Raw genomic sequence first — 26,251 nt, 5'->3', positions numbered from 1 at the left:
TTTTCTGAGTAATATATTGACAGGTTGAGTATAATTCAGTTTTTGCTAATCACCGAGCAATGCTGCCAACATGGCGCGCACTTCGTTAGGTTCAAATGGCTTATCACACAGCGCATTTACCCCGGTTTGCTGGATGTTTGCCATATGCATGCTGTCGGCTGCTTCTGATGTCACCATGATAATGGGAATGTGTGACGTTTCGGGATTAAACCGAATGAACTCAGACAGTTCACGACCATCCATTTCCGGCATATTGTAGTCGGTAACCACTAAATCAAACGCTTCATCCTTAATTAAGGTCAGTGCCATGGCGCCGTTTTCAGCTTCTTTAATTTTTTGAAGTCCCATGCCTTCCAATACGCGACGAATGTGATTTCGGGCTAAACGGCTATCATCCACTAACAATACCCGCACTTCGTGAATATCAAACAAATCCAGTTCAAGTTCGTCAGTGTTGAGCAGGTCCAGGCTGGCATTTAATGCCCGTTGTAAATGGATAGGTTCGAATGGCTTAGGCAATATGGCGGCAACGCCGGCCTGTTTAAATTCTTCCAGTTTACTGGTGCGGCTTTCACTGGATACCAGCATAAATGGTATAGCTTTAAACGTTTCGTGGTTTTTAACAAACTTGAGTAATTCTATTGCGGTGCCGTCTTCAAAATACATGGCACTAATAATCAAATCGGCACCGTGCTGGTCGATAAGTTGTTTCGCCTCAGTGATGTTCGCAGCAGTATCTATCTGTTTAACGTTTTCTTTGGTCAGAAAGGCCGAAATAATTTTTCGCTGCGTATCTGAGGGTTCTACCAACACAATATTCAGGTCGGAGATCGATAGCTTTTCCATTTATGTACTCTTTTATTGGTTGCGTCAGTCGTGAGTCTCTGCATCAGCAACACCAAAAGTGTCCGGCAGAGTAGCGGGTAATCTGACTGATTCTCTGTTTTTTACATCATAGCAAACTGCCTATCGCTAAAAACAGAATTCGTTGCAATATAGACTAAAGATAAAGATTAAACCGGTTAGCCGCCAGCAATTTTTGATTCAATCCCCAGCTGTTTAAGTAGTTGTTGAATTTTATCCCTGGCATCGGTTTGCAGCTCGATCGTACCGTCTTTCACTGCACCTCCACAGCCACATTTCTTTTTTAATGTGGTGCAAAGGTCTTTTAGTGCTGCTGCGTCTTTGTCTAAACCGGTAATAATGGATACGCCTTTTCCTTTACGGCCTTTGGTTTCTCGGTGGATGCGGGCAATGCCGTCTTTATTTACTGAGCGCGATTCCTGTTTATTTGAATCGTCATTTATACGGCCGCCGTCTGTACTGTAAACAAGTCTGCTGTTTTGCATGTTTTTTTCATTGCCTTTCAAATAATTGTCTACACTATAATAAGTGCAGGGTGAAGGTACCCCGTTATTTTATGTATGGTAACAAAAGCACTTAGTCAGTGGGAGCAAAGATGACAATTAATACTGCTGTTAAAAATGAAAACTGCTGGGAAATTCGGGTGGGTGAAAAATTTGATTTTTCCGTGGTGACTGACTTTCGGGAAGCTTACAGTGACTTGCCTAAATCCATCAAAACCATCGAAGTTAACCTTACTGATACGTTGTACATGGACAGTTCTGCACTGGGCATGCTGTTGAATATGCAAAAAGTGCTCGCTGGAAAGCCCTTCCGATATGTCATTTCAAATTGTCGGCCACCGGTTGCCCGTATTCTGGAGATATCCCGTTTCAACAAAAAGTTTGACATTGTGTAGTGACGAATCATGTTTCAAATCCTGATCGTCGATGATGAGTATATTAACCGGTGTATGCTCAAAGAAATGCTCATCTCGGCAGGTTACGATGATTGCATTGAAGCTGAAAACGGTGTGCAGGCGTTGGAAATGGCCAAGGAGCATACACCGGATATGGTGTTGCTTGATGTGGTTATGCCAGGTCTGAGTGGTTTGGACGTTGCCCCTCAACTCAAAAAATTGTCTCCCGGGTGTTATTTACCCATTTTGTTTATCACGGCGCTGGATGATCAGGCAAGTTTAGTGAGGTGTCTGGATGCCGGCGGCGATGATTTTGTACCAAAGCCCTTCGACAGTGTAGTGTTGATTGCAAAGATCAAGGCGCATGAACGCTCCCGTTTAATGAGTCTTGAACTGGTGGAAAAGAACGAGTCCTTGTTCTGGTACCGTCAGGATGTCGAGAGAAATCACCGTATTGTTGAACACATCTTTGCCAATGCGATGGCGGAGTCAGAAACCCTCGACAAGCATTTTAGTTACTATATCCAGCCAGAAACCCGGTTTAATGGCGATGTGTTGTTATGTGAAAAGAGCCCGGTGGGAGGCGCTTATCTGTTTGTTGGTGACTTTACAGGTCACGGTCTTGCTTCGGCGATAGGAGCTATACCTGTTGCTAAAGCATTTAGTGCAATGGCAAAAAAAGGATTGTCAGTAGAGGAAATTGCCGCAGAGATAAACAAAATACTGCTAGAGTTCCTTCCTGCCGATATGTTCTGTGTTGCCTGTATTGTTGAAATATCGCCCTCCGGTACCCGTTTTACGATATGGAATGGCGGCATGCCGAGACTGGTGTTGCGTGATGCCCTTGGCAATATCACTAACAAGATAGAATCAAGGCACATGCCTTTGGGTATTTTGACCGTGAATGAATTTGAGCGCAACGTGGAATATGTGGAGGCCAACGAAGGCGATCGCTTGCTGATTTATACAGATGGACTGATGGAGTCGTCTCATCCCGTTCATGGCGTCATTGGCGAAGAAGGCGTAGAAAAGTGGTTTTCAGAGCGCTGTTTGTCTTCAGCCCGGGGATTTGTTGAGCTGGCAAATGAGTACCGGCAGGGAAACCCGGCTAACGATGATATTACGATTGTTATGTTCCGTTGCGAGCCATTTCGCGTAGTCAATGAACCCGAAACATCGAGTATGCTGCTGGTGCCGTTTAGAACAGAAATGGTACTCACCAATAGTCACTTAAAACACACTAACGTGGCTGACTTTATTGTACAAAAGCTCACCAATCTGGAGGGACTGGAAGCGATACGTTCAGAAGTATTTACCGTTATTACAGAGCTATTGAATAACGCGATTGAACATGGATTGTTAAAGCTGGATTCAGAACTTAAACAAAGTGCAGAAGGCTTTGAGGAATACTACCGGTTACGGGCAGAAAGATTAGAGCAGTTAACATCCGGGCATGTTAAAATCTGTTTGAAATGTGAACCATGTCAGCGAAAGCTGATTATCTCTGTTTTTGATTCTGGCGATGGATATCAGCTTGACGTAAGGCCTGAACTACCTGGCGACACCTATGGTAGGGGCTTGCTGCTGTTGGAAGAGTTTTGTGAATCAGTGAAAGTAGAAGAGGGCGGAAGAAAGACCATTGTAACACTGGCGTTTTGAGGCAACTTGATCGTTTTTTTTTGGTTCTGAGTCATTGGTTTACATTATTGCCTGGCCACCAGCGGTTAAATAAGAAAATTGGCATTTTTTTAAAGTTGTGTTGTCTACACTTTGCCGTATTTTTCAGTGTGGAGAAGTAAATGTTAAAAGCGATACTTGCCAGGTTTACAGGTAATGCTTCTGAGCCCGCAAACGCTCATTCTGTAGAGGTTGCGACAGCGGCGCTGTTGTATGAAGTCATCAGGGCTGATAATGAGGTGGATCATAGTGAACAAGCTATGCTATCTGCTATGCTGAAAGACATCTTTTCGTTAAGTGATGAAGAAGTGATGCTGGTTCAGGCATCAGGAAGCAAACGCTCAGAAGAAGCCGTTGATTTAGTGCAGTTTACTCAGGTTCTGAATCAAACGCTCAACGAAGCGGATAAGCAACAGGTTATTCAGGGGCTATGGAACGTTGCCTACGCAGATAACGAACTGGCGCCTTTGGAGGAACATATTATTCGCAAAATTGCAGATTTACTTTACATTCCGCACAGTAAGTACATCCATGCTAAGTTAACCGCGCAATCGGCCGGTTAAGCATTTGTAATATGGTTTTTAATCATGTTCAGTAGTATACGAACCGCAATGGTGGTTATTTTAAGCGTGGTAGTGATGTCTTCATCAGCCAGCGTGTTATGGATCACTGTTTCTGAACATGAGCAACTGTTTTTAGAATCTCAGCAAAACAACCTGTTCGCGCTAACGCGCAACATGGCGAACGATTTGGTTCCATATATGGAGCAGGAGCCCAGGGACACGTTTTCGTTAAATGTTGTACTCCTGCGCCTCGAACCCTATCGCAATGTAATTAACGCCAGTATTTTCGACAACGATAATCGGTTAGTTGAATTTTATGTAGGTTTGCAGGGCAGGCGAGGCAGCGAGAGCTTGCCCGATCCAAAACTATCACCAGCAGAGCTGAGTTTGGGCATTAGTATTTCTGATGGCAAACTTTTTAGTCTGGAGCGCATTGGTGAACAGGCTTTCCCGGTGGGTTTCCTGCTTATTGCACTCGATCTCAATAAAAGCCTGGCCGAAAGTCGCCGTTCTCTGATTTTCCGAACTATGCCCTGGGCGTTGTTATTACTCACTTCTACTATTTTGCTTTCTTTTGCTCTGTTAAGACAGGCATTCAGACCGCTGGATGCGGTAACGAGATTTGCGCAGTCGGTAACAGAAAACAAAGATTACACATCGCGACATGTAGTAAAAGGTACGGCAGAAATTCGCCGGTTGGGACGCCATATAAACCGCCTGATGGAAACCATTGAAGAGGAGTTGAGTATCAATCAGCAGCAAACTAAGACGTTAATGGAACAGCAGGTAACCATGACCCGCCTGGCTAATTTCGACAGCCTCACCGGTTTGCCTAATCGTCAGTTTGTTATGGATACCATTAAAATTGAACTGGCCCGTGCGCGCCGATCCAATGAAGATCTGATCTTGATGTTTTTTGACTTAGACGGCTTTAAGGGCATTAATGATTCATTGGGGCATGAGACCGGCGATTTAATTCTGATTGAAGTTGCAGACAGGGTGAAGTCCATTTTAAGAGATGGCGATATTCTGGCCAGACTCGGTGGTGATGAATTTCTGATCATACCCGACAGGGACGCAACAGAACTCAATATGATCACGGTTTCGGAACGGGTACTTAATTCGTTTTCAGAACCTTTTAAACTCAATGGACTGTCACTTAAATTAGGCGTAAGTATTGGCGTTGCTAAGGCGAAGGAAGCGGGTTACGACCTCAGTCAGCTAGTTAGTAATGCTGATTTGGCCATGTACCGCTCCAAAGCAAGAGGAAGGGGCGTGTATACCATATTCAGCCCTGAGATGTCTGAGTCGCATAAGCGTAAGATCATGATTGCGAACAGTATCGATAATGCTATCGAGCAAAATCAGTTTTGCCTGTATTACCAGCCTAAAGTAGATAGCAACGGCATACAGGTAGGGTTTGAAGCCCTTATTCGCTGGCATCATCCTGAAATGGGCAACATTATGCCTGGCGAATTTATTGTAGTGGCAGAGCAGTCCGGAAAGATTACCGCTATTACACAATGGGTTATCAGACGGGCATGTGAGGAGTTACATCAAATTACTGACAAATTCTCCAGCAGGGTCAGGGTTGCTATTAACTTATCGGTACACGATTTACGCCATAGCGACTTATTTGACTGGATTTACTCCGCATTCAATGAATACAAGGTTAACCCACGCAATATTGAGTTTGAAGTCACCGAATCGGCCTATCTGGATAACTTTGAACACAGTGAAAAGCTATTTAAACGGCTACATAATTTAGGCTGCAAAATAGCATTGGACGATTTCGGCACGGGCTACTCGTCTTTGAGTTATCTCACGCAGATTACTATTGATACACTTAAAATTGACCGGCAGTTTGTAACACAATTAGAAACGTCAGAACGGTGTCGCTTAGTGACGGTGTCTATTATTGATTTGGCCAAACGCCTTAGCCTGAAGATATGTGCCGAAGGCGTTGAAACCAAGACGCAATGGGATTATTTATGCGAGCAAGGTTGCGATACGGTTCAGGGGTATTTGTTTAGTAAACCCGTGCCGTTAGATCAACTTAAAGACAATAAACATGAAATCCCACATGATTTTGGCAGCTACAAAATCGACCTTTAGCTTTTGAATTAATCGCAATTGGTTTGGTTTGCCATTATTGGTTTGCCATTATTGGTTTGCCATCATTGGTTGGTCACTATTGTGGTGTCTGCGATGTAAAAATGATCTTCACGTCTTTGGGCAACACTGTTCCAGCAGGCACGTAGGCAATGGTATTTACCGTTGATTGCACCATCAGTATGGCCTCGGCAGGGTCAGAGGCTTCTATGGGACGTTGTTTTCTGCCGCTAAAGCGCATTTGGGCCCAGTACGCCTGAATTCTCGATTCGGTTAACCCAACTACTCTTACATTAAACACAGAACGGGCTAACTCCCCGGGGGCAAGCGCGATTGGAGTTATGTCACCCAGTCCCAGATTACCCATATACAAATTGCGCAACATGGTTTTGTTTACGTTATTAAGTTGTGTATCAAGTTGTGTGATAACAATAATATGTTCGTCTTGCTGCGCCTGCAGTGTAAAAAAAACAGGTATCATCAGGATGGAGGCCATGAATAAGTGTAATAATCGCATCAGAACACCCATTCCAGAGAAAATTGGTACAAGGTAGCCGCGCGTCCTGATTCATGGTGGGTGATATCAAAGAAACTTCGTTCATCACGCCGACCCCTGAGACGGGTAATATCCGCTTTTAGTGCAAAATTTTCAGACAAATCGTACCGAACACCCACCGCAAAACTGCCCAGCGAGTCTTTTTCCAGGGCCGCATAAACCTGACGATAGGCCATCGCGAGTTGGTCTACCTGAGGCGCAAGACCCATGGGGATTTCATTTACGGGTTGCGGATAAGATGCATGGGATGTCGCCACAGTACTGTGAAGTGTAAATGGCGGCAAGTATAAACCGGCTGATATGTAGGCGCTTGATAGTGTTGGGAACACCAACGGTTCGCTAAGTAGTTTAATAATTTCAGCTTCTACAAAATAATCCATGTTGTGATAAGCAAGACTGGCAAAAAGTACCTCAACTCTGCCTTTAGTGGACAGCGAATCCGCCGTATCCTGATAACCTGCTTGTTGCAAAATAGCCGCTAAGCCATTTAGTTCATCCATAAACAGGTTGATGTCACCCCTGTGGAAACCTATCTGAGCCGATAAATAATCCCATTTCACGTGTCCGATTAAACCCGCAAAATTTTTAATTTCAGGCTGAATGGTTAAATTGGCAATTTCATATTCATCGTTATATTCGCCAAAGTAACCTTCCAGTGAAAACTGAATATCCTGCGTTCCTATCCGATATTTGATATTAAGGCCATCATAGGTAGGAAACAGTACGCCGTTATATAATTGTTGAGGGGGAGTGACCCAATGATAAGCGAACCCGACGTTTTGCACATCGGAGTAGCGAAAAAACGGTGTTCGCTGTTTCCCAACGCGAATTTGCCATTGCTCGTTCACATCGTAAGTTAAATACAACCACTCTATGCCTGAGTTGCGGTTACTGTCGCTGTGCGCAAGTAATTGGGTGGTAACCGTTACTTTAGGCATCGCATGCCAATCGATTTGCAGTGCCGCGAGGCTTTGACTGTCAAAACTCAATTCGTCCTGATAGCCCTGATACGACAATTCCGGATTATCGAGAAAACCCCCTACAATTCTGCCAAAACCTGACACTTCTATGGGCGATTCTGCCGCTTGCAATGGCAAGGTAAGGCATAAACAACACAGTGTCAGGTGCAATTTATAACGATTCAATAACATAGATATACTTTTTTAGACCTGCTCAATAAAAAGTATGCCACGCTTTCGCTTTCTACAAGCTACCGACCATAAAAATTTCAAAGTTGTTGCAAATTTGCAACATTATTCCTGCTTTATCTTGGTGTTTACTTCTGGGGATAATACCTTTTTTATGTTATTTAATTGAATTTAAAGAGTAATTTAAAATTGGTACGCAGTCTGCAATGTGTCAGTGACGACTAAAATTAAATGAGGAGTCATGCTCATGCGTAAATTACTTAATCTTTGTCTTGTCTGTGTTGCCTGTACCAGCTTTTCTTCGATTGCGTCAGTAACGGGCGTTGAATTCATGGCACAGATGGATTCCGATGACGATGGTTTTATCACATTAAGAGAAGCCGTAAAAAATACTGACTTGTTGCGCGAGTTTGGTCATATCGATATGGACGAAGATGGCAAGATTTCAGAAGCCGAATTAATTGCGTCTGATTATGGCAGAGAAGTCTTGTCGCTGCCTATCTAGGCGCGTCGCTGATCGATTTATATAACGGAATAGGCGCTAAGACATTGTCGAAATCCCAACGCTATGCGATGCTTGCCACTTCTTTTTTTGAGAGTGGGTCTCTTTTGCGATTAGGATCGTTAAGACAATTAATTCTGGGGTGCTTTTTTGTAGCCTTAGTACCTTTAGCTGCTTTGTTGTGGCAGAGTCAGACAGACCTTGCCAAAGTCAGCCAGCTAACTGTTACCGAAACGCAGCACATTGCTTCTTTAGTCTCAAAAGTGCAACAACTGGAAAGTGCCAGTATTGTGCTTGAGCGTGCGCTCAGACAGTATCAGGTACTAAAAAATGACGTTGCAGCCGGACTGGTAGAAAATGCAATAGGTCGGTTTTCCGAACAGCATCATGCAATTTGCGATGTTGAGAAGCGAATAAACGGGTGTGTGCGGCTACAGCAAACGGTAGCGAATCTTCGTGGATTCAGATCGTTTGAGCATTCAGATATGCTGCCTAATCAGTTAACGTTGTTGCGCCAGCAGTTAGCTGATATTGACGTGAGTGTGGATGACGCCATTGCCGCCAGGCTGGTTACGCAGCAGGCAGATGTGTCTGCTATGCAGGTCAGACAAACCTGGTTAAGTGCCTTACTGGTGTCAATCTCGCTTGCCCTGATCCTGTTGGGCAGTCAGTTAGTGGTAAACCCGGTTCGCAAACTGAAATTGATAATAAAGATGCTGGCCCGTCAGCAAGGCAAACTGCCGCCGTTGTCTACTAAAGCGCCACGCGAGTTGGCTGGCGTTGAGCGTGATTTGCACTGGTTAGGTGAGCGATTAGCACAACTGGAGCATATCCGTACGGCGTTGCTCCGCCATGCAGCACATGAATTGAAAACGCCGCTGGCAAGTATGAAAGAAGGCTGTGCTTTATTAAGCGATGGATTGGTAGGGACGTTAAGTGAGCCACAGCAAGAGGTCATGAGCCTGATCAATGCCAGTACCACGCGACTGAATACCCTGATAGAAAGACTGCTTGACTACAATTTATTGTTACAACAAGCACAACCTAAATTTAAACTGGTTGATGTGGATCTAATGGTTAATCAGTGTATTGGCGATTACAAGCTGGCGTTGCAAAAACACAGTTTAGATATCAACCTTTCGATTAAACATATAATCGCTGATGAAGAGCTACTGCGCAGGATCCTGGATAACCTGGTTTCTAATGCGGTGGCACATGGCGCACTCGACAGAACGATTCATATTCGAGTGTCAGTAGAAGATGAGTTTGCCTGCATTGACGTGGCCAATGACGGCAAAAAAATTCCAAAAGATAAAGTCAGTACCTTGTTTGAACCTTTTATAAGAGGTGAAGGAACCCGCAACGATAACGTCATTGGTACAGGGTTAGGCTTATCGATTGTTGCGGATTGCGCAAGGATTATGCACGGTGATGCCACCGTGATTGACGTGGACTATGCCGATGTGTGTTTTAGAGTCCGCATACCACAACAGGAAGAAAAATAAACATGAAACGTTACGGCATAATAGCTGCTGTCGTGGGATTGGCAGGTTGTCAGATATTGCCATCCACCACCACCGTGACTGAAGTATCCGATAATATTCAACCACCGGCCATTGTGGCTGCAACCAAATGTGTGTTTCTTATCGCCCCTCAGGAACCTGAAATGTGCGAGATGGATTACTGGCAGGATTACTGGATTCAGGTTGATAAAGTAAGCTGGCCAGAGCGGCAGACGCTAATTGATTCAATGGACGACACACCAGACCAGTTATTGAAGAAGATAATATTGTCACAGCCGGTCAATACACCCTATAAAGCAAGGTTGCGTGCTCAGCACTGGATTGAACAACTCTACCCATGGCTGGCAGCTGGTGCACAAAGTTGGCTGGAAACGGTGGTCAGTAAACCCAGCGGTCATATGCTGGAACTGGAATCAGCTGTCACCATATTGAGTAACATGAATAATCAGCAGGATAAAACACTGACACAACAGGAACGGCAGATTCAAAAGCTGAAAGCCCAGCTGGAAGCGCTGATGAAAATTGAATCGAACCTGATGAATCAGGAGGAAACAGAACAATGACCAGTAAAGATCATCCTAAGTCGCACATTTTATTAGTAGACGACGACAGCAGTTTATTAAGACTGATGACCATTCGTTTACAAAGTGAAGGGTACACTGTGACAACGGCGGAAGACGGTCAGGAAGCCCTGAAAAAAATCCAAACCGGTAGCTTTGACCTGGTGTTAAGTGATTTGCGTATGCCTGGGCTTGACGGATTGAGCTTATTCGAAGAAATCATGGCAATTCGCTCTGACATTCCAGTGATCCTAATGACCGCTCACGGCACCATTTCGGATGCTATCGACGCTACACAGCGCGGCGTGTTTGGCTTTTTAACCAAACCTGTTGAGCACGAGAAGTTACGCGAGCTACTCAGTCGCGCATTACAGCAATCCAAAGCAGCAGAGCCTGGTGAATGGTGTAAAGACATCGTTACCCGCTCAGCCGATATGTTGCATGTGCTTGATCAGGCATATCGTATTGCCAAGCGGGAAGTCAGCGTGCTCATTACCGGTGCCAGTGGTACTGGTAAAGAATTGCTTGCCAATGCGATTCACCGTGCAAGTGATCGTGCAGGTAACCCTTTTGTTGCGATAAACTGCGGTGCGCTACCAGAAAATTTGTTGGAATCTGAACTGTTTGGCCATGTGAAAGGTGCGTTTACCGGAGCGGTGCAAGCCAATGGCGGTTTATTTCGTGAAGCGCACGGTGGCACGCTTTTCTTAGACGAAATTGGCGATATGCCTATGACCCTGCAGGTGAAATTACTGCGGGCTTTGCAAGAACGTCAAATCCGTCCGGTAGGCAGCAGTAAATCGGTTGATATCGACGTTCGGGTGATCTCTGCAACTCACAAAGATTTGCATAAAGAAATGCAAGAGGGGACGTTTCGGGAAGACTTATTTTATCGTTTGAATGTCGTAAACCTGAAACTGCCTGCGCTGAAAGAACGTTCGGAAGACATTCCATTGTTAGCCCGCACCTTGTTAAAACAAAGCGCTGAACGTCATGGCGTTAAAGTGTCACAGTTCTCCGAGGACGCGCTGCAACTAATGGTGAAAAGTGACTGGCCGGGCAACGTGCGTCAGCTTGTGAATGTGGTTGAGCAGTGTGTGGCATTAACTCAAACGCCGGTTATCCCGCTGCATCTGGTGGAGCAGGCACTGTCGGCTACCCGCCAGAGCTGGCCAACCTTAACGGAGGCCCGTGATGCATTTGAGCAAAAATATCTGTTTAAACTGCTGAAAATGACCGATGGTAACGTAACTCGTGCAGCGGAGCTGGCAGGTCGAAATCGTACCGACATGCACAAACTAATGAAAAAGCACGAACTGGATGCCGGAGATTTCCGCTAAGGCTTCTACGCGACTTGGTACAATCTTTCTTCCTTAAGGATCAATGGCCTGGCACTGGCTGGTCGGGCCATTACATGATATCAGACGAAATACCAGAAACTGTTGGCAAACTACGTCAGGCGTGGGATAGTGTGCCGATATGTTAAGAAATTTCGCGATATAAACATGGATGCACGCCTAACAACTATCTCTCGCCTGGTAAGTTTTATCTCAATAGTGTGTTTTTTGTTGCCATTTTGGGCGACAGCGCAAGCAGTAAACGAGGGGCAAATACTTAGCCGGTTAAACGATATTATTCGCGATAAAACTGCTGCCTACGATTTGCAAATAAACAAGCTGGATACCCTGATTGCCAATGCAAATGCGTTGCGTGCTGACGCTGCCGAAAATGCGGTGTTGGCCTATAAGCTGTTGTTAGCGTCTAAACAGGGCGAGTACGAGCCGGTGAAAGCCTTTGCGCAGTCGGTTGTGCAAGTCGCTACCCGTCAACAGGATTATCGTTCTCAGGGATTTGCTTTGCGTGCATTATTGGCGTACCAGGCCGAAATTTCACCGGGTGATACCCTTTCCACCAAACAACAATTAATGGCATTACTGTCGCGCCGCCTGTCTGACAGTGATAAAGCGTCTGTTTTATATGATGTTGGCCTTGCCGACAGCAAAACCGGTAACGTAATGTCGGCACTTGATTTTCTGGATCAGGCACAGCAGGCGTTTTGGCAATTGGCTAACTACCAGAACTGGCGCGACGTCATTGAAATACAAATAGCATTGCTAATGGATATGCAGTGGTACAGTAAAGCGTTAGCAAAGTCGAAGCAACTGGTCGATTTTTTGCAATCTCAGTCAGGCAATATGCCGTTCACGCTGACCGACAATATGCTGTCAGTTATGGCGGCGGAGAGCCGGTGGGACGAAATTGAAGCGGTGGCGATGCGCATGCTGGAAGCCGGTGTTGAAGCCAACAATATGCAGGCGCAATTTAATGCGGGTTTTTGGTTACTGCACGTTAATCTGCAGCGTCAGCAAATGGATTTGGTTACCCGATGGATGATCAAGCTGGACGATTGGCTGGCAGAATTCCCTCAATTAACCCCGCGCACGCTGTTTACACTGGATAAAATCACCTATCTGATTGAGACCGGTGAATTAACGGCTGCCATCCAGCTTCAAAATGGCATAACAGTGAGTACCTTGCAAAGCGAGAATGATGCTTATCTTACTATTCGTCAGCATTTGCTCAATCAGGTTGCACTGAGCGTTGCTCAAAACGATATAAATGGCACAACTCAGGCTTACGAAGCCTTGTTAAACTGGATAGATGAAGAGCGCAATCGCGTATTGTCGCTTACCATGGAGCAAATTTCTGACGATTTTGCGTCACTTCAACAAAGCTCTCAGCGTGAAATTGCCTCACTTAGTCAGTCGCTGGCCATGCAAAAAGAATCGGTAGGACGTGAAGCGACTTTCAACAATATGTTGATAGGCATAGTGTGCTTGCTCACTCTGATCATTGCAGGATTGGGGTATTTTTATGTTCGCCTGAAAAATCAAAAACAAAGCTCGCGTCGTCGCAGACGCTCATCCTGATAGTCACTTGATTTTGACTTATTATTGAAATCAGCTAGCTAAAATAACGAAGATTGCGGCGATTCTGTTTGTGTTGGGTTGAATGTGAGTTCAGGCAATGCATAGGCTGCGAAGCGTGCATTGTATTGCTGAATAAACTGCTGGGCCAGCCAGGGGGCGTCCTGGTTGTCCGGTCGGTGAAAAAACAGATAGCAGGTTTTCCCCGCTAAGCGCCATTCGTGGCACTTTGTTATCCAGGGCATGAGACAACGCATGTTATCGCTATGGTTGTTATTGCCCACAAACCGGATGACAGGCTGATCGGAAGTGGCGATAACATTTACCGGTACCTTAGGTTTTTTGGTGCGTACTTCGGCCGTTAATTCACAATCTGCGTTGCCACTAAACAGCGCCCGGGTATCCATAATCACCCGGTTAGCACGGTATTTTATTAAACACCGGTTAAGTGCTTTCTCTGCTTCTCCCTTCGCAAAAAATGCTAAATGGCGTACCTCAACGGCGTAATGAAACGCACTGGGTAAGGCTGCCAAAAAGCGGTCTAATTCAGGCAATGCAGACGGCCCGAATGATGCCGGTAACTGCAACATCACAATACCTAGCTTGTGTTCAAGTGCACTCAATAGCGACAATTGCTGAGCTGCCTCTGAAATATTGTGACTCAGACGTCCCTGATGACTGATACCTTGGTGGAATTTGAACGTAAACCGAAAGTGATCCGGTGTGGCTTTGTACCAACCGGCTACTGTTTCTGCAGCAGGCAGGTGATAAAAGGTGGTGTTACCTTCAACGCTGTTTAGCTGACGGGCATAGCGGCTCAGGCTGCTACCCGACGTATGACCAAACCAGGTAGCTGGCCAACGACCGTGTTGCCATTGTGGCAATCCAATCATAACCGTTGGCAATATTTCAGGTGTTTGAATATTTGTCATTGGGCTTTGCCAAGCATTTGTTTATACTATGCGACCTTTACCGCTAATCGGCAATGAGTGGCTGTTTTTAAGCCATTTTATACGCCGCTTCGCGAAACTCAATGATAACAAAAACGCTGCAAGCCCGGCAGGGCAACTGCAATCTTCACCATCGGTCGGAATGTCTTAATCCGCATGTGGCTTACAGCGTGAACGCTCAAGAAACTAGGGGTCTGAGACCATGCGCACAGATTACTGTGGGAAAATTACTGCATCTTACATTGGCCAAACTGTCACATTGTGTGGCTGGGTAAATAAGCGTCGCGATTTAGGCGGCCTGATTTTTATCGATTTACGAGACCGCGAAGGGATCGTGCAGGTTATGTTCGACCCCGATCTTCCAGAAGTACAAACCATTGCTAATACCCTGCGCAGCGAATTCTGCGTTAAAGTAACCGGCACTGTCCGCGCGCGTCCTGAAGGTCAGGTTAATGCGCAAATGGCAACGGGTGAAGTAGAAGTCATCGGTACAGGACTGGAGATTTTTAATAAATCTGCGGTACTGCCGTTAGACTGGAACCAGGAAAACTCTGAAGAACAGCGTTTACGTTACCGTTATTTGGATTTGCGACGCCCGTTAATGAGCCAGCGCTTGCAATTTCGTGCCAAAGTAACTGGCGCAGTACGTCGTTATCTGGAAGGCGAAGGTTTCCTGGATATTGAAACGCCGATACTTACCAAAGCTACACCTGAAGGTGCCCGGGATTATCTGGTACCAAGCCGCACTCATAAAGGTGAGTTCTTCGCATTGCCGCAGTCGCCGCAGTTGTTCAAACAGTTGCTGATGATGTCGGGAATGGACCGCTATTACCAAATCGTTAAATGTTTCCGCGACGAAGATTTGCGCGCCGATCGTCAACCCGAATTTACTCAAATCGATTTGGAAACGACGTTTCTTGATTCAAACGGCGTTATGCAAATCACTGAAGGCTTAATTCGCGATTTGTTCCAGCAAATGCTGAATGTTGACCTGGGTGAATTCCCACGTATGACCTACGCAGAAGCCATGCAGCGTTACGGAAGCGACAAACCTGATTTGCGCAACCCACTGGAATTAACCGATGTTGCCGATTTACTGGCGTCAGTTGACTTTAAAGTGTTCAGTGGTCCGGCTAACGATCCCAAAGGCCGCGTCGCGGTAATTCGCGTGCCGGGTGGTGCCAGCCTGTCGCGTAAACAAATTGATGACTACACGCGATTTGTGGGTATTTATGGTGCCAAAGGTCTGGCTTGGGTGAAAGTAAATGAAACGGCGAAGGGGCTGGATGGTCTGCAGTCGCCAATATTGAAATTCCTCAATGAAGACATCGTAAGTGAAATCCTGAGTCGCACCGGTGCGCAAGATGGCGATATTCTGTTGTTTGGCGCGGATTCTTACACCGTCGTTACCGAATCAATGGGTGCGCTTCGCTTAAAGCTAGGCGAAGACTTCAATCTGCTGGAAGGTGAATGGAAACCCTTGTGGGTTGTGGACTTCCCGATGTTTGAGGAAGTTGACGGTCAGTTGCATGCGCTTCACCATCCATTTACTTCACCACGCGGCATGTCAGCAGAAGAGCTGGCAGTGGATCCAGCGAATGCGATTTCTGACGCCTACGACATGGTGTTGAACGGTGTAGAGCTGGGCGGTGGTTCTGTGCGTATTCACGATCAAGCCATGCAATCAGCGGTATTCAGCATTCTGGGCATTGAAAAAGAAGAAGCAGAACTGAAATTTGGTTTCTTGCTGGAAGCATTGCGTTATGGTGCACCACCGCATGCTGGTCTGGCATTCGGATTGGACCGCCTGGTTATGCTGATGACGGGAGCAACGTCTATTCGCGACGTAATGGCCTTCCCAAAAACCACTACTGCCGCTTGTCCGTTAACCGATGCGCCAAGTCCTGCTAATCCGCAGCAACTGGCAGAACTGGCCATTGCCACGGTTAAGAAAGACAGCGCAGAATAATGACGTACAAGCGTCCTGAATCAGTACTGGTTGTGCTCTATAATGAGCACAATCAGGTACTGGTGATGCAGCGCAATGACGATCCGGAATTCTGGCAGTCGGTAACCGGCACTATTGAAGCCGGCGAAACACCGATTGCCGCTGCCTATCGCGAAGTCAGTGAGGAAACCGGGGTTGTCCTCTCTCCATTCGCTGGAGATATTATTGATTGTCAGCACGTGAATCAGTACACCATTCGCAAGGAATGGCAGCACCGTTACCCGCCAGATAATTATGTGAATACGGAATTTGTGTTCGTTACACAAATTCCAGCCAACTCTACCATTATATTAACCGAGCATTCCGCTTACGAGTGGCTGGAAAAAAGCGTTGCCATAGCGAGAGTGTGGTCGCCTTCTAACCGAGATGCCATTACGGCATTTGTACCCGGACTAAAATAATGGTAATACTGGGTATAGATCCAGGTTCTAGAGTAACCGGTTACGGCATCATCAAACGGCAGCAAGGTAAACTCATCTATGTTGCCAGCGGTTGTATACGTTTAACTGACAAACCTCTTGCACCGCGATTAGACAAAATTTTTATGGGTGTGAGCGAGTTGATTGCGCAATTCAGCCCGGATTGTCTGGCTATTGAACAAGTGTTTTTAGCCCGAAATCCGGATTCCGCTTTAAAACTGGGGCATGCCAGAGGAGCGGCGATTATTGCCGCTACTCAGGCCAGTTTAAGTGTGCATGAGTATTCCGCGCGCCAGATTAAACAAGCTGTGGTAGGCACCGGCGGGGCTGATAAAACGCAAGTACAGCACATGGTTAAACACTTGTTGAGTTTAACCGGTACGCCGCAGGCAGATGCGGCGGATGCACTGGCGGTTGCCTTGTGTCATGCCCATAGTGAACAAAATTTAGTGAAGCTGGCCGGACAGGCGCGCAAAACTGTGCGCGGCCGCTTGCGATAACGGAGCCTTGTAGTAACCATGATTGGTCGAATTCACGGTGTGTTGCTAGAAAAAACGCCACCCGAAGTACTCATAGATGTAGCCGGTGTGGGTTACGAATTACACTTACCCATGACCAGCTTTTACAAGCTGCCTAAAGTGGGGGAGTCCTGTACTTTGTTCACTCACTTTGTGGTACGTGAAGATGCCCAACTGCTGTTCGGTTTTGCCGATAAGCTGGAGCGGGGCCTGTTTAGAGAATTAATCAAAGCTAATGGGGTTGGACCCAAACTGGGTTTAGCTATTTTGTCGGGCATGTCAGCGCCACAATTTTTAAGCGCAGTGCAGAAAGAAGACGTGTCATCACTCACGTCCTTACCGGGCATTGGAAAGAAAACGGCTGAGCGTTTAGTGGTGGAGTTGCGCGATCGACTGGCTAAGTTTTCTCAGACGTTGCCTTCGCCTGATTCCTTCACACTCGGTCAGGATCCTGACGCTGTTGATACCGATACGTTTGTCCCGGTAAACGATGTGAAAGAAGAAGCCGTGAGTGCATTGGTTGCACTCGGCTATAAACCGCCTCAGGCCAGCAAAATGGTTAACAGTGTCTTTGCTGACGGGATGAGCAGTGAATCCCTGATCCGTCAGGCACTCAAGGCATCGTTGTAAGTAAACAGGAAACAGTATGATTGAAGCCGATCGGTTAATTTCTGCCAACGAAAGCGATGACGATGCTGTTATAGACAGAGCAATTCGCCCCAAGCTACTTAAGGATTACACGGGTCAGCAGCATGTGTGTAACCAAATGGAGATTTTCATTGAAGCGGCCAGGCAACGCGATGACGCGTTAGATCATCTATTGATATTTGGTCCGCCGGGGTTGGGCAAAACCACACTGGCTAATATTGTGGCCAACGAAATGGGCGTGAATATTAAAACGACGTCGGGGCCCGTGCTTGAAAAAGCAGGGGATTTGGCCGCGTTATTAACCAATCTGGAGCGCAACGATGTATTGTTTATTGATGAAATACATCGATTGAGCCCGGTGGTGGAAGAGATTTTATACCCGGCCATGGAAGACTACCAACTGGACATTATGATTGGTGAAGGCCCTGCTGCGCGTTCGATTAAACTGGATTTACCGCCGTTTACACTGGTCGGTGCAACCACTCGTGCCGGCTCGTTGACGTCGCCCTTACGTGACCGTTTTGGCATTGTTCAGCGATTGGAATTTTATTCTGTAAAAGATCTGACCGATATTGTGGCGCGCAGTGCTTTTTATCTTCAAATGGATATGGATCAGCAAGGTGCGTTCGAAGTGGCTAAGCGCTCTCGCGGCACACCGCGTATCGCTAACCGCTTACTACGCAGGGTGCGCGACTACGCGCAAATCAAGGCAAACGGTGAAGTAAATGGTGATGTTGCTGCTGCTGCACTCGATATGCTGGATGTCGATAAAGAAGGTTTCGATTACATGGATCGCAAGCTGTTGCAGGCCATTATCGAGAAATTTAATGGCGGCCCGGTTGGCCTTGAAAACCTGGCAGCAGCAATTGGTGAAGAAAAAGAAACCATTGAAGATGTAATTGAGCCGTTCTTAATTCAACAAGGCTTTCTGCAACGCACGCCACGTGGTCGTATTGCAACCTCAAGAGCCTTCCTGCACATGGGCTTTCAGCCAGAATAAAGCTATTGCGTTACTGTCAGGTTCGCTACCTGACAGTAATCCCACCAAATAGATATCGATTCCGGTTGTGTGTTTAACCGTCAATATCGCCGAATAAGTATAAATGTTATTTTAATTTTTTGATGCGTTATTGTTAATCTAGTAGGCAAGTAGTAGACAAGTAAAAACTATCCCGAAAGGGTTACAGGAGCTATACATGGCAACGTATCAATCGATGGTACTGGTAAACCGCCCGCGCAATGGAGAAATTGGTGATTATCTGTTTGAGGCGCGGACTCAGGCTATCCCAAGCCCTAAAGAGGGCGAGCTGTTAATTAAGCAAACCCACATGTCACTCGACCCCGCTATGCTGGGCTGGATGAGTGAAGATCGCGGCAGTTATATTCCTCCCGTAGAACTCGGTGAGGTGATGCGTAGTAGTGGGGTAGGTGAAGTAATTGAATCCAGGCATCCGGATTTTGTACCAGGTGACAAAGTACTGGGCATGACAGGTTGGCGGGAATATCTGATTTCAAATGGTCAGGGGTTTAATAAGCTGCAACCTGGTGTTAGCGCGGAAATGGCATTGTGCGTATTTGGCTTACCCGGGCTAACGGCTACCACCGGCTTATATCAGTTCGGTAAACCCAAGGCTGGCGAAACACTCATTGTCACCGGTGCAGCAGGATCAGTGGGTACGATTGTCGGGCAATTAGCCAAAGCTGATGGCCTGCGCGTAATTGGCGTTGTTGGCAGTGATGAAAAAGCTGACTGGATAGTCAATGAACTGGGGTTTGATGGCGCAATTAATTATAAGTCAGAGAACCTGGCGCAGCAGCTCAAAGCGTTGACACCTGATTGCATTGATGTGTTTTTTGAAAATACCGGCGGACCAATACAACAGCTTATTGTTGATCGTATGAATGCGCATGGTCGAATTGTAGTATGTGGCATGATTGCCGATTATCAGTCAGCATCACCGTTACCAGGCCCCAATTGGATCCCTCTGATTAAAAAGCGCATTACTATTCAGGGGTTCGCGATGCCCGATCATTGGGGTGAAATTCCACAAATCCTCGCAAAACTCACGCCTTATGTGCAACAAGGTAAAATCAAATATCGCGCGCATAGCGTAGAAGGGCTGGCTAACGCAGTGAAAGGGTTGTCTATGCTGTTTAGTGGTGAAAACAAGGGCAAAATGATAGTCAAATTGTAACGTAGTTCAGAAAAGGAATGCTTCCGGCCCCATTCCATTTGTTCAGAACAGGCAAAAAAAAACCCGCTTCAATGAAGCGGGCTGAGAACAACAAGTGTTGAAGGAAAAAATCCAGGGAACTCATGTCTAACAGAATATTCAATAAGAACTCGTTCGTGTATCGACTTGATGGTGCGTATTATAGGGGGTTGCTAAAATTCGACAATTGAGAATATTTTTGATTTCAAATTAGAAAAACTAATCTGTTAATGCCGTGTTAATTCCGGTTGATCTAACTGTATGCACCTAAACTTCAGGGTTTGCGACAATCTTGCGATTTGCAGCGATATTTAAACGAATTAATTAATGTATCTGAAATGCGTCGCTATTTAGCCATATCATCAGATGACTACCCCACTATTTTCACCGCGACGTTTTTATTGTGCACAACGCTGCATAACGCAGTCGAAACAAAATGCAAAAAAGGTAATGTATTCATTGGGTTTACTGGACATGTCTTGTTGCAATCTTCTACTATTGCGACCAAACACAACAAAAGAGGCCCGGGTAATGCATTCAATGCAGGTGCGCATTTATTATGAAGACACAGATGCGGGTGGCATTGTTTACTATGCCAACTACTTAAAGTTCGCTGAGCGTGCTCGTACCGAATGGTTGCGGGAATTAGGCTTTGAGCAGGATGTTTTATTGGAACAAAACACCGCTTTTGTCGTCAAACAGGTCGAAATGCAAAACTTTGCGCCCGCTCGCTTTAATCAGCTGTTGAGTATTCAGTCTCAGATTGTAGAATTGAGAGGCGCTAGTATGACATTTCAACAAGAGATAAAAAATGCTCAGGATCAGTTATTGGTTACTGTGCAAGTGCAGGTTGCCTGCGTTGATTTGACTTCAATGCGACCTCGTAGGCTACCTAAAGCAATATTAGGGGAACTTTCGCGTGTCATCTGATTTAACTTTCATTGGCTTGTTTTTACAGGCAAGTTTCGTTGTCCAATTGGTTATGCTGCTGTTACTCAGCGTGTCTGTTGCATCCTGGGCGTTTATTTTTCAGCGTCAAAGTGCACTTTCGGGTGCCCGAAAATCCATGCAGGAATTTGAAGATGAGTTTTGGTCAGGCACCGATCTCAACCGCCTCTACCAGCAACTGTCTGCGCAAGAAAACGTGCGGGGCATGAGTCATATTTTTTGTGCGGGCTTCAAAGAGTTCGTGCGATTGCGCAAGAGCAATACCAATGCAAATGTGATTGTAGACGGTACATATCGCGCTATGCGGGTTGCGTTATCCCGTGAAGTAGACAACCTGGAAAGCCGTTTGTCGTTTCTGGCCACTGCCGGCTCAATCAGCCCGTATATCGGATTGTTTGGCACCGTGTGGGGTATTATGAATGCATTTATTGCGTTAGGTGAAGTGCAGCAGGCTACATTGTCGATGGTTGCGCCGGGTATTGCAGAAGCACTGATTGCTACGGCTATTGGTTTGTTTGCCGCTATTCCTGCGGTTATTGCTTACAACCGGTTTAGTCATCAGGTTGAAAAACTCGAGAACAGCTACAGCAACTTTATGGAAGAGTTTTCTGCCATCCTCCAGCGTCAGGCTCTGGCCGCACAGGCTAATGGCTAACTAAGCTGTTAGCACGGAGAAGTCATTATGTACGTAAGAAAACGTCGTCGTCCGGTTTCAGAGATCAATGTTGTACCCTACATTGACGTTATGCTGGTGCTGTTGATTATTTTTATGGTAACCGCACCGCTTATTTCCCAGGGTGTCAAAGTTGACCTGCCCAAAGCCAGCGCTCAACCCATAGAACAGCAGGATATCCCGCCTATTATTGCCTCAGTGGATGTAAAAGGAGACTATTACCTGAACCTGGGTGATAACCAGGAACAGGCGGTTGATGCTGGTGATATGACCGCGCTGGTACAGGCTCAATTGGAAAAAGCACCGGAGACACCTGTTGTGGTAAAAGGCGATGGCGCCGTGGCTTACAGCGAAGTAATTCAGCTTATGGTGCTGTTGCAAAAAGCAGGCGTACCGTCCGTAGGGTTGATGACCGACCCGGTTGATAACAAATAACAGGCAGCCAACGTGACATCTGCAGAGAAATCCGCGTTATTGAAATCACTCGGCTTACATGTTGTGATAGCCATACTGTTGCTAATTAGTGTCAGTTTGTCATCATCGCCAATTATGCCGGTGGTATCAGATTCAGCTGCACCGGTAATTAATGCAACGTTTATTGATGCCCAGGCCATTGCTGACGCACAGCGTGCGCAAGCCCAGGCAGAAGCTCAGGCACGAGCGGAACAGGAGCGAAAAGCGCAGGCAGCGGAAGACAAGCGTCGTCGCGAAACCGCAGCGCGTAAGGCCCGGGAAGAAAAAGCAGCCAAAGAAGCAGCTGAAGCAAAACATCAGTCTGAATTACGTCGCTTAGCGGAAGAAAAGGCGCGGGAGCGCAAAGAGCGGGAAGAGGCTCAAAAGGCTGAAAAAGCCCGCAAAGAAAAAGAAGCAGCTGAACGCGCAGAGTTGGAAAGAATTATGCAGGAGCAGCTTGCTAAAGAACAGGAAGCTATGCAGCAACAGCGCCGGCAGCACGTTTTATCGGAAAAAGAGCGGTATCAGGCGTTGATCCATCAAACCATAAAACGTTACCTGAATGCTGATTTTAAAGGCAAAAGCTGTCGATTGAATATTAGACTGGCTACGTCCGGTCTGGTTACTCAGGTGTCTGTATTAGACGGTGATCCTGCGTTGTGCCGTGCTGCCCAAAGTGCTGTGTTAAGACCAGACAAACTGCCGGTGTCTGATGATCCCGCAGTGTATGAAGAATTAAAGAACATTAATCTGAAGGTGGAGTTGTAGAGCCTATGAAAAAATTGGGTCTGTGGATAGCGTTAACATACCTAAGTTGCATCGGGTCAGTGCATGCTGCATTGGAAATCGTGATCACTGAAGGGGTTGATAGCGCCAGACCAATCGCCGTGGTTCCGTTTAAATGGCAGGGCGAGGGGTTGTTACCCGATAATCTCACCGACGTAGTAATGGCTGATTTACGCCGCAGCGGTAAATTCAATCCCATTGTTCCAGCCTCAATGCCACAGTATCCTTCTACCGACAGTGAAGTGGACTACGCTGCCTGGGCGTCAATGGGACTCGATACCATTGTGGTCGGCAAAGTTCAAAGCGAAGGCGCCGACCGTTATCTGGTATCGTTTGAAATTATTGATGTGTTACGTGGCCAGATCACCGGCGGTGAGTCGAAGGTGTTAGGTCAAGATGGCACACTGGTAAACAGTAAGGATCACATTGTCGATCAGCGTCAGGTTGTTATTGGTGGTGGTGATTTCAGACAGTATGCGCACCGAATCAGTGATGTGGTATACGAAAAGTTAACCGGTGTGCGCGGTGCGTTTTTAACTCGAATTGCCTACGTTATTGTGCGCGACCGCGAAACAGTGAAATTACCTTATCAGTTGGTGATTGCTGATTATGACGGATTTAACGAAACACGATTATTGTCGTCGCCTGAGCCGTTGATGTCACCAGCGTGGTCGCCGGATGGTAATAAGCTTGCTTATGTGAGTTTTGAGAATAAACGTCCGCAGATTTTTATTCAGGATATTTACACCATGCAACGTGAGAAAATAACTGATTTTCCTGGCATTAATGGTAGTCCTGTGTTTTCGCCGGATGGCAGACAGCTGGCGATGGTTTTGTCTAAAGACGGCAATCCTGAAATTTATGTAATGGACTTAGCCACGAAGAATTTGCGCAGAATTACCCAGAATAGAGCCATTGATACTGAACCCTCGTGGTCTCCCGACGGCAAGAGTCTGATTTTTAGCTCTGAACGGGGTGGTAAACCACAGATTTATCGCGTAAATTTAGATAATGGCACGGTTAGACGTTTAACCTTTGAAGGTGAACAGAACCTTGGGGCCACTTTTACACCGGATGGGGATGAGATTGTGTTGGTTAACCGAACACGCGGTGATTACCACATCGCCCGCCAGGAATTAAAAAATGGAGCAATTCAGGTACTCACGAGAACATTATTAGATGAATCTCCCAGTATCGCTCCGAACGGAAGCATGATAATTTATAGTACATTATTCGGAGATACCCAGGTATTGTCATTAGTGTCGCTGGATGGGCGCTTTAAAGCGAGGTTACCGGTAGCTGACGGGCAAGTTAAATCGCCTAGTTGGTCACCGTTTTTGTTTTAACATTTAACATATTAGAAATAAGTAAGTATAAGGATTAAGAGGATGCAACTTAATAAAGTAATGAAGAGCTTCATCATCGCCCTGCCAGTGGTGACTATGATGGCATGTTCATCAGGTCCTAGCGAAGAGGAACTGGCAGCGGAGCGCAACCGCATTGCCCAGCAGCAAGCTGCTGAAGAACAAGCTCAGCAAGAAGCTCAAGAAGCGAAAGTTAAAGCCGAAGCTGCTCAACGTGTAAAAATGCAGGAAGAGCAGAGCAAGCGTGATTTAGCTGCGCTGATGAATGAACAAACAGTTTACTTTGACTTCGACCGTTCTAACATCAAGTCTGAGTTTTACCCTGTTCTGCAAAAACATGCTGATTACCTGATGAAAAACCCAGGTAAGAAGATTGTTGTTGAAGGTCACTGTGACCAGCGCGGTACACCAGAGTACAACATTGCACTGGGCGAGCGTCGTGCACAAGCTGTTCAGACTTATCTGTTGAACGCAGGTGTGAGCTCAAGCCAGGTAACAGTTGTGTCTTACGGTGAAGAAAAACCTGCGGTAATGGGGTCATCTGAGTATGCGTTTGCTCAGAACCGCCGTGGCGTAATTGTTTATCAATAAGATGACGTACCGTAAAGGTAATGTGTTGAAAGCCGTTGTCGTAATGACAACGGCTTTGCTGTGTCTACCGGTTGCGTATGGACAGTCCACTGGAGCTCCTGTTTACTCCGTAGGCGGGAGCGACATTGAATCGCGTTTAACTGTACTTGAAACACAGGTTAAAAACCGGGCAGATATGCAGCATCGCCTCCAGCAGCAAATCGACAACATGCAACTGGAATTAGATGAATTGCGCGGTGCGGTTGAAGTGCACACCAACCAGTTACAAAAGGTATTGGATCGCCAACGGGAATTGTATCTCGAGATCGATAAACGTGTAGAAGCGTTGAAATCATCAGCGACTGTACCTGTGACGAGCGGTAACACAGCAAACGTGCCCACTACCACAGCACCAGCACAAGCCTCCACTAAAACGGTAACAGCAGCGACAGCTGCGTCGGGTCTTTCAGAATCCGATGCCTATGAAAAGGCAGTCAATCTGATCCTGAAATCCAGAGAGTACGATAAAGCCATCCCAGAGTTTCAGGCATTTCTTGCCCGTTTCCCAGAGAGCAGCTATGCACCTAATGCGCATTACTGGCTGGGGCAGCTGTTGTTTAATAAGCAGCAGTGGCAGGAAGCTACCGAACAGTTTGATATTGTAGCCAATAAGTTTGCAGATTCTGCCAAGCGTCCGGATGCACTATTAAAACTTGGTGTGATTGCTGAAAGTACCGGTGACATGGCAAAAGCAAAACAATTGTTCCAGCAAGTGATTACAGAATACCCAAATTCGTCAGCCAGAAAATTGGCTGAAGCGCGTTTGTAATTTTTTTTGCGGAAAATTAAAAAAAAGGAGCCCTGGAGCTCCTTTTTTGTTGTGTGAAAAAACTGACCGTTTGCTTAAGTTTTTACGCGATGAAACTTGCTAAGGTGCAATTGTGGGACTAAAGTTTGACCGATTTGTTTTGTTTTTGAGCGTTTAAACTTTTTTTGGCAGAAAAGTGAAAATAAATGCATTTTTAAGGTTGCACACACGCCGGAAATAAGTATTATATGCGCCCGTCGCCAAGACAAGGTGACAGCGGTAATCGATGGGTCGTTAGCTCAGTTGGTAGAGCAGTTGACTTTTAATCAATTGGTCGCTGGTTCGAATCCAGCACGACCCACCATCCTTAATCGATTACCCCAATTTGAAGAGGGTCGTTAGCTCAGTTGGTAGAGCAGTTGACTTTTAATCAATTGGTCGCTGGTTCGAATCCAGCACGACCCACCACTTCAAATAATCTTTCCGAGAAAACACACTCCAAAAAAACAAACACTGCCCGCGCCGGATTTGAACCAGCGAAGCTGTTCGACATGAGCGAAGCG

At 46.2% G+C, this 26,251-nt stretch carries 27 protein-coding genes and 2 tRNA genes; 24 read left to right on the top strand and 5 right to left on the bottom strand.

Going from position 1 to position 26,251, the window contains the following annotated elements; genetic code table 11:
* Positions 1-45 precede the first annotated feature (45 nt).
* Positions 46-846, bottom strand: coding sequence for a response regulator (locus tag FJ444_RS00145; RefSeq protein ID WP_140955855.1), 801 nt, complete (start codon positions 844-846; stop codon positions 46-48).
* Between the two features lie 176 nt (positions 847-1,022).
* Positions 1,023-1,349 (bottom strand): stress response translation initiation inhibitor YciH, encoded by a 327-nt coding sequence (yciH, locus tag FJ444_RS00140; protein WP_140955854.1) that lies wholly within the window; start codon positions 1,347-1,349, stop codon positions 1,023-1,025.
* 110 nt (positions 1,350-1,459) lie between these two features.
* On the opposite strand from yciH, the gene FJ444_RS00135 reads away from it, so the two are divergent.
* The 4 genes from FJ444_RS00135 (at position 1,460) to FJ444_RS00120 (ending at position 6,117) form a co-directional block, all read left to right on the top strand.
* Positions 1,460-1,762 carry an STAS domain-containing protein gene (locus FJ444_RS00135; protein WP_140955852.1) on the top strand — a complete coding sequence of 101 codons (303 nt, stop codon included), beginning with the start codon at positions 1,460-1,462 and terminating at the stop codon, positions 1,760-1,762.
* A 9-nt stretch (positions 1,763-1,771) separates the two neighbouring features.
* Positions 1,772-3,421, top strand: coding sequence for a fused response regulator/phosphatase (locus FJ444_RS00130; protein ID WP_140955850.1), 1,650 nt, complete (start codon positions 1,772-1,774; stop codon positions 3,419-3,421).
* A gap of 140 nt (positions 3,422-3,561) precedes the next feature.
* A complete protein-coding gene (locus FJ444_RS00125; protein ID WP_140955848.1) occupies positions 3,562-4,002 on the top strand; it encodes a TerB family tellurite resistance protein in 441 nt (146 codons plus the stop codon).
* A gap of 24 nt (positions 4,003-4,026) precedes the next feature.
* On the top strand, positions 4,027-6,117 hold the full coding sequence (locus tag FJ444_RS00120) for a bifunctional diguanylate cyclase/phosphodiesterase (RefSeq protein ID WP_140955847.1): 2,091 nt from the start codon (positions 4,027-4,029) through the stop codon (positions 6,115-6,117).
* A gap of 76 nt (positions 6,118-6,193) precedes the next feature.
* On the opposite strand, the gene FJ444_RS00115 is transcribed toward FJ444_RS00120, so the two are convergent.
* Positions 6,194-6,631, bottom strand: coding sequence for a hypothetical protein (locus tag FJ444_RS00115; RefSeq protein ID WP_140955845.1), 438 nt, complete (start codon positions 6,629-6,631; stop codon positions 6,194-6,196).
* Positions 6,631-7,821 carry a hypothetical protein gene (locus tag FJ444_RS00110; RefSeq protein ID WP_140955843.1) on the bottom strand — a complete coding sequence of 397 codons (1,191 nt, stop codon included), beginning with the start codon at positions 7,819-7,821 and terminating at the stop codon, positions 6,631-6,633. Before FJ444_RS00110 ends, FJ444_RS00115 begins: the two co-directional genes overlap by 1 nt.
* Before the next feature lie 244 nt (positions 7,822-8,065).
* On the opposite strand from FJ444_RS00110, the gene FJ444_RS00105 reads away from it, so the two are divergent.
* The 5 genes from FJ444_RS00105 to FJ444_RS00085 all read left to right on the top strand — a co-directional run bounded on the left by FJ444_RS00105 (position 8,066) and on the right by FJ444_RS00085 (position 13,333).
* Positions 8,066-8,323 carry a calcium-binding protein gene (locus tag FJ444_RS00105; RefSeq protein ID WP_255438802.1) on the top strand — a complete coding sequence of 86 codons (258 nt, stop codon included), beginning with the start codon at positions 8,066-8,068 and terminating at the stop codon, positions 8,321-8,323.
* A 104-nt stretch (positions 8,324-8,427) separates the two neighbouring features.
* On the top strand, positions 8,428-9,825 hold the full coding sequence (locus tag FJ444_RS00100) for a sensor histidine kinase KdpD (RefSeq protein ID WP_255438800.1): 1,398 nt from the start codon (positions 8,428-8,430) through the stop codon (positions 9,823-9,825).
* Between the two features lie 2 nt (positions 9,826-9,827).
* A complete protein-coding gene (locus FJ444_RS00095) occupies positions 9,828-10,406 on the top strand; it encodes a SlyX family protein (RefSeq protein ID WP_140955840.1) in 579 nt (192 codons plus the stop codon).
* The gene (locus FJ444_RS00090) at positions 10,403-11,743 is read left to right on the top strand and encodes a sigma 54-interacting transcriptional regulator (protein ID WP_140955838.1); all 1,341 of its coding nucleotides are present in this window, start codon (positions 10,403-10,405) and stop codon (positions 11,741-11,743) included. The genes FJ444_RS00095 and FJ444_RS00090 overlap by 4 nt, the downstream gene beginning before the upstream one ends.
* 165 nt (positions 11,744-11,908) lie before the next feature.
* Positions 11,909-13,333: a M81 family metallopeptidase gene (locus tag FJ444_RS00085; protein WP_140955837.1), complete on the top strand. Its 1,425-nt coding sequence runs from the start codon at positions 11,909-11,911 to the stop codon at positions 13,331-13,333.
* Positions 13,334-13,371: 38 nt separating this feature from the next.
* On the opposite strand, the gene FJ444_RS00080 is transcribed toward FJ444_RS00085, so the two are convergent.
* The gene (locus tag FJ444_RS00080; RefSeq protein ID WP_255438796.1) at positions 13,372-14,262 is read right to left on the bottom strand and encodes a DUF72 domain-containing protein; all 891 of its coding nucleotides are present in this window, start codon (positions 14,260-14,262) and stop codon (positions 13,372-13,374) included.
* A 220-nt stretch (positions 14,263-14,482) separates the two neighbouring features.
* Here FJ444_RS00080 and aspS point away from each other — a divergent pair, with 220 nt between their 5' ends.
* The 15 genes from aspS (at position 14,483) to FJ444_RS00005 (ending at position 26,156) form a co-directional block, all read left to right on the top strand.
* Positions 14,483-16,249 carry an aspartate--tRNA ligase gene (aspS, locus tag FJ444_RS00075; protein ID WP_140955835.1) on the top strand — a complete coding sequence of 589 codons (1,767 nt, stop codon included), beginning with the start codon at positions 14,483-14,485 and terminating at the stop codon, positions 16,247-16,249.
* Positions 16,249-16,689, top strand: a complete 441-nt coding sequence (gene nudB, locus FJ444_RS00070) for a dihydroneopterin triphosphate diphosphatase (RefSeq protein ID WP_140955833.1) — start codon at positions 16,249-16,251, stop codon at positions 16,687-16,689. The genes aspS and nudB overlap by 1 nt, the downstream gene beginning before the upstream one ends.
* On the top strand, positions 16,686-17,207 hold the full coding sequence (ruvC, locus tag FJ444_RS00065; protein ID WP_181405042.1) for a crossover junction endodeoxyribonuclease RuvC: 522 nt from the start codon (positions 16,686-16,688) through the stop codon (positions 17,205-17,207). Before nudB ends, ruvC begins: the two co-directional genes overlap by 4 nt.
* 18 nt (positions 17,208-17,225) lie before the next feature.
* Positions 17,226-17,855, top strand: a complete 630-nt coding sequence (ruvA, locus tag FJ444_RS00060; protein WP_140955830.1) for a Holliday junction branch migration protein RuvA — start codon at positions 17,226-17,228, stop codon at positions 17,853-17,855.
* A gap of 16 nt (positions 17,856-17,871) precedes the next feature.
* On the top strand, positions 17,872-18,873 hold the full coding sequence (gene ruvB, locus FJ444_RS00055) for a Holliday junction branch migration DNA helicase RuvB (protein WP_140955829.1): 1,002 nt from the start codon (positions 17,872-17,874) through the stop codon (positions 18,871-18,873).
* Between the two features lie 196 nt (positions 18,874-19,069).
* Positions 19,070-20,068 (top strand): NADP-dependent oxidoreductase, encoded by a 999-nt coding sequence (locus FJ444_RS00050; protein ID WP_140955828.1) that lies wholly within the window; start codon positions 19,070-19,072, stop codon positions 20,066-20,068.
* 549 nt (positions 20,069-20,617) lie between these two features.
* On the top strand, positions 20,618-21,016 hold the full coding sequence (gene ybgC, locus FJ444_RS00045) for a tol-pal system-associated acyl-CoA thioesterase (protein ID WP_140955826.1): 399 nt from the start codon (positions 20,618-20,620) through the stop codon (positions 21,014-21,016).
* Positions 21,006-21,689 carry a protein TolQ gene (gene tolQ / locus FJ444_RS00040; RefSeq protein ID WP_140955825.1) on the top strand — a complete coding sequence of 228 codons (684 nt, stop codon included), beginning with the start codon at positions 21,006-21,008 and terminating at the stop codon, positions 21,687-21,689. The genes ybgC and tolQ overlap by 11 nt, the downstream gene beginning before the upstream one ends.
* A gap of 27 nt (positions 21,690-21,716) precedes the next feature.
* Positions 21,717-22,142 carry a protein TolR gene (gene tolR, locus FJ444_RS00035; RefSeq protein ID WP_140955823.1) on the top strand — a complete coding sequence of 142 codons (426 nt, stop codon included), beginning with the start codon at positions 21,717-21,719 and terminating at the stop codon, positions 22,140-22,142.
* A 12-nt stretch (positions 22,143-22,154) separates the two neighbouring features.
* Positions 22,155-22,928, top strand: a complete 774-nt coding sequence (gene tolA / locus FJ444_RS00030; RefSeq protein ID WP_140955822.1) for a cell envelope integrity protein TolA — start codon at positions 22,155-22,157, stop codon at positions 22,926-22,928.
* 5 nt (positions 22,929-22,933) lie between these two features.
* Positions 22,934-24,292 (top strand): Tol-Pal system beta propeller repeat protein TolB, encoded by a 1,359-nt coding sequence (gene tolB / locus FJ444_RS00025; protein ID WP_140955821.1) that lies wholly within the window; start codon positions 22,934-22,936, stop codon positions 24,290-24,292.
* Between the two features lie 42 nt (positions 24,293-24,334).
* Positions 24,335-24,901 (top strand): peptidoglycan-associated lipoprotein Pal, encoded by a 567-nt coding sequence (gene pal, locus FJ444_RS00020; RefSeq protein WP_140955819.1) that lies wholly within the window; start codon positions 24,335-24,337, stop codon positions 24,899-24,901.
* A gap of 1 nt (position 24,902) precedes the next feature.
* Entirely contained in the window at positions 24,903-25,709 is an 807-nt protein-coding gene (ybgF, locus tag FJ444_RS00015) for a tol-pal system protein YbgF (protein ID WP_255438793.1), read from the top strand.
* A 267-nt stretch (positions 25,710-25,976) separates the two neighbouring features.
* Positions 25,977-26,052 (top strand) — tRNA-Lys (locus tag FJ444_RS00010).
* A gap of 28 nt (positions 26,053-26,080) precedes the next feature.
* Positions 26,081-26,156: transfer RNA gene (locus FJ444_RS00005), tRNA-Lys, on the top strand.
* The last annotated feature ends 95 nt before the right edge of the window (positions 26,157-26,251 follow it).

Origin of the sequence: Aestuariibacter sp. GS-14 (genome assembly GCF_006494365.1) — a bacterium.
Taxonomy (GTDB): domain Bacteria; phylum Pseudomonadota; class Gammaproteobacteria; order Enterobacterales; family Alteromonadaceae; genus Alteromonas; species Alteromonas mangrovi.
This window is presented reverse-complemented; position numbering and strand designations above follow the sequence as displayed.

Bases quoted from the DNA above. Each gene is read 5' to 3' on its own strand.
- FJ444_RS00145 (WP_140955855.1), bottom strand. From the start codon at position 846: ATGGAAAAGCTATCGATCTCCGACCTGAATATTGTGTTGGTAGAACCC.
- yciH (WP_140955854.1), bottom strand. From the start codon at position 1,349: ATGCAAAACAGCAGACTTGTTTACAGTACAGACGGCGGCCGTATAAAT.
- FJ444_RS00135 (WP_140955852.1), top strand. From the start codon at position 1,460: ATGACAATTAATACTGCTGTTAAAAATGAAAACTGCTGGGAAATTCGG.
- FJ444_RS00130 (WP_140955850.1), top strand. From the start codon at position 1,772: ATGTTTCAAATCCTGATCGTCGATGATGAGTATATTAACCGGTGTATG.
- FJ444_RS00125 (WP_140955848.1), top strand. From the start codon at position 3,562: ATGTTAAAAGCGATACTTGCCAGGTTTACAGGTAATGCTTCTGAGCCC.
- FJ444_RS00120 (WP_140955847.1), top strand. From the start codon at position 4,027: ATGTTCAGTAGTATACGAACCGCAATGGTGGTTATTTTAAGCGTGGTA.
- FJ444_RS00115 (WP_140955845.1), bottom strand. From the start codon at position 6,631: ATGCGATTATTACACTTATTCATGGCCTCCATCCTGATGATACCTGTT.
- FJ444_RS00110 (WP_140955843.1), bottom strand. From the start codon at position 7,821: ATGTTATTGAATCGTTATAAATTGCACCTGACACTGTGTTGTTTATGC.
- FJ444_RS00105 (WP_255438802.1), top strand. From the start codon at position 8,066: ATGCGTAAATTACTTAATCTTTGTCTTGTCTGTGTTGCCTGTACCAGC.
- FJ444_RS00095 (WP_140955840.1), top strand. From the start codon at position 9,828: ATGAAACGTTACGGCATAATAGCTGCTGTCGTGGGATTGGCAGGTTGT.
- FJ444_RS00090 (WP_140955838.1), top strand. From the start codon at position 10,403: ATGACCAGTAAAGATCATCCTAAGTCGCACATTTTATTAGTAGACGAC.
- FJ444_RS00085 (WP_140955837.1), top strand. From the start codon at position 11,909: ATGGATGCACGCCTAACAACTATCTCTCGCCTGGTAAGTTTTATCTCA.
- FJ444_RS00080 (WP_255438796.1), bottom strand. From the start codon at position 14,262: ATGACAAATATTCAAACACCTGAAATATTGCCAACGGTTATGATTGGA.
- aspS (WP_140955835.1), top strand. From the start codon at position 14,483: ATGCGCACAGATTACTGTGGGAAAATTACTGCATCTTACATTGGCCAA.
- nudB (WP_140955833.1), top strand. From the start codon at position 16,249: ATGACGTACAAGCGTCCTGAATCAGTACTGGTTGTGCTCTATAATGAG.
- ruvA (WP_140955830.1), top strand. From the start codon at position 17,226: ATGATTGGTCGAATTCACGGTGTGTTGCTAGAAAAAACGCCACCCGAA.
- ruvB (WP_140955829.1), top strand. From the start codon at position 17,872: ATGATTGAAGCCGATCGGTTAATTTCTGCCAACGAAAGCGATGACGAT.
- FJ444_RS00050 (WP_140955828.1), top strand. From the start codon at position 19,070: ATGGCAACGTATCAATCGATGGTACTGGTAAACCGCCCGCGCAATGGA.
- ybgC (WP_140955826.1), top strand. From the start codon at position 20,618: ATGCATTCAATGCAGGTGCGCATTTATTATGAAGACACAGATGCGGGT.
- tolR (WP_140955823.1), top strand. From the start codon at position 21,717: ATGTACGTAAGAAAACGTCGTCGTCCGGTTTCAGAGATCAATGTTGTA.
- tolB (WP_140955821.1), top strand. From the start codon at position 22,934: ATGAAAAAATTGGGTCTGTGGATAGCGTTAACATACCTAAGTTGCATC.
- pal (WP_140955819.1), top strand. From the start codon at position 24,335: ATGCAACTTAATAAAGTAATGAAGAGCTTCATCATCGCCCTGCCAGTG.
- ybgF (WP_255438793.1), top strand. From the start codon at position 24,903: ATGACGTACCGTAAAGGTAATGTGTTGAAAGCCGTTGTCGTAATGACA.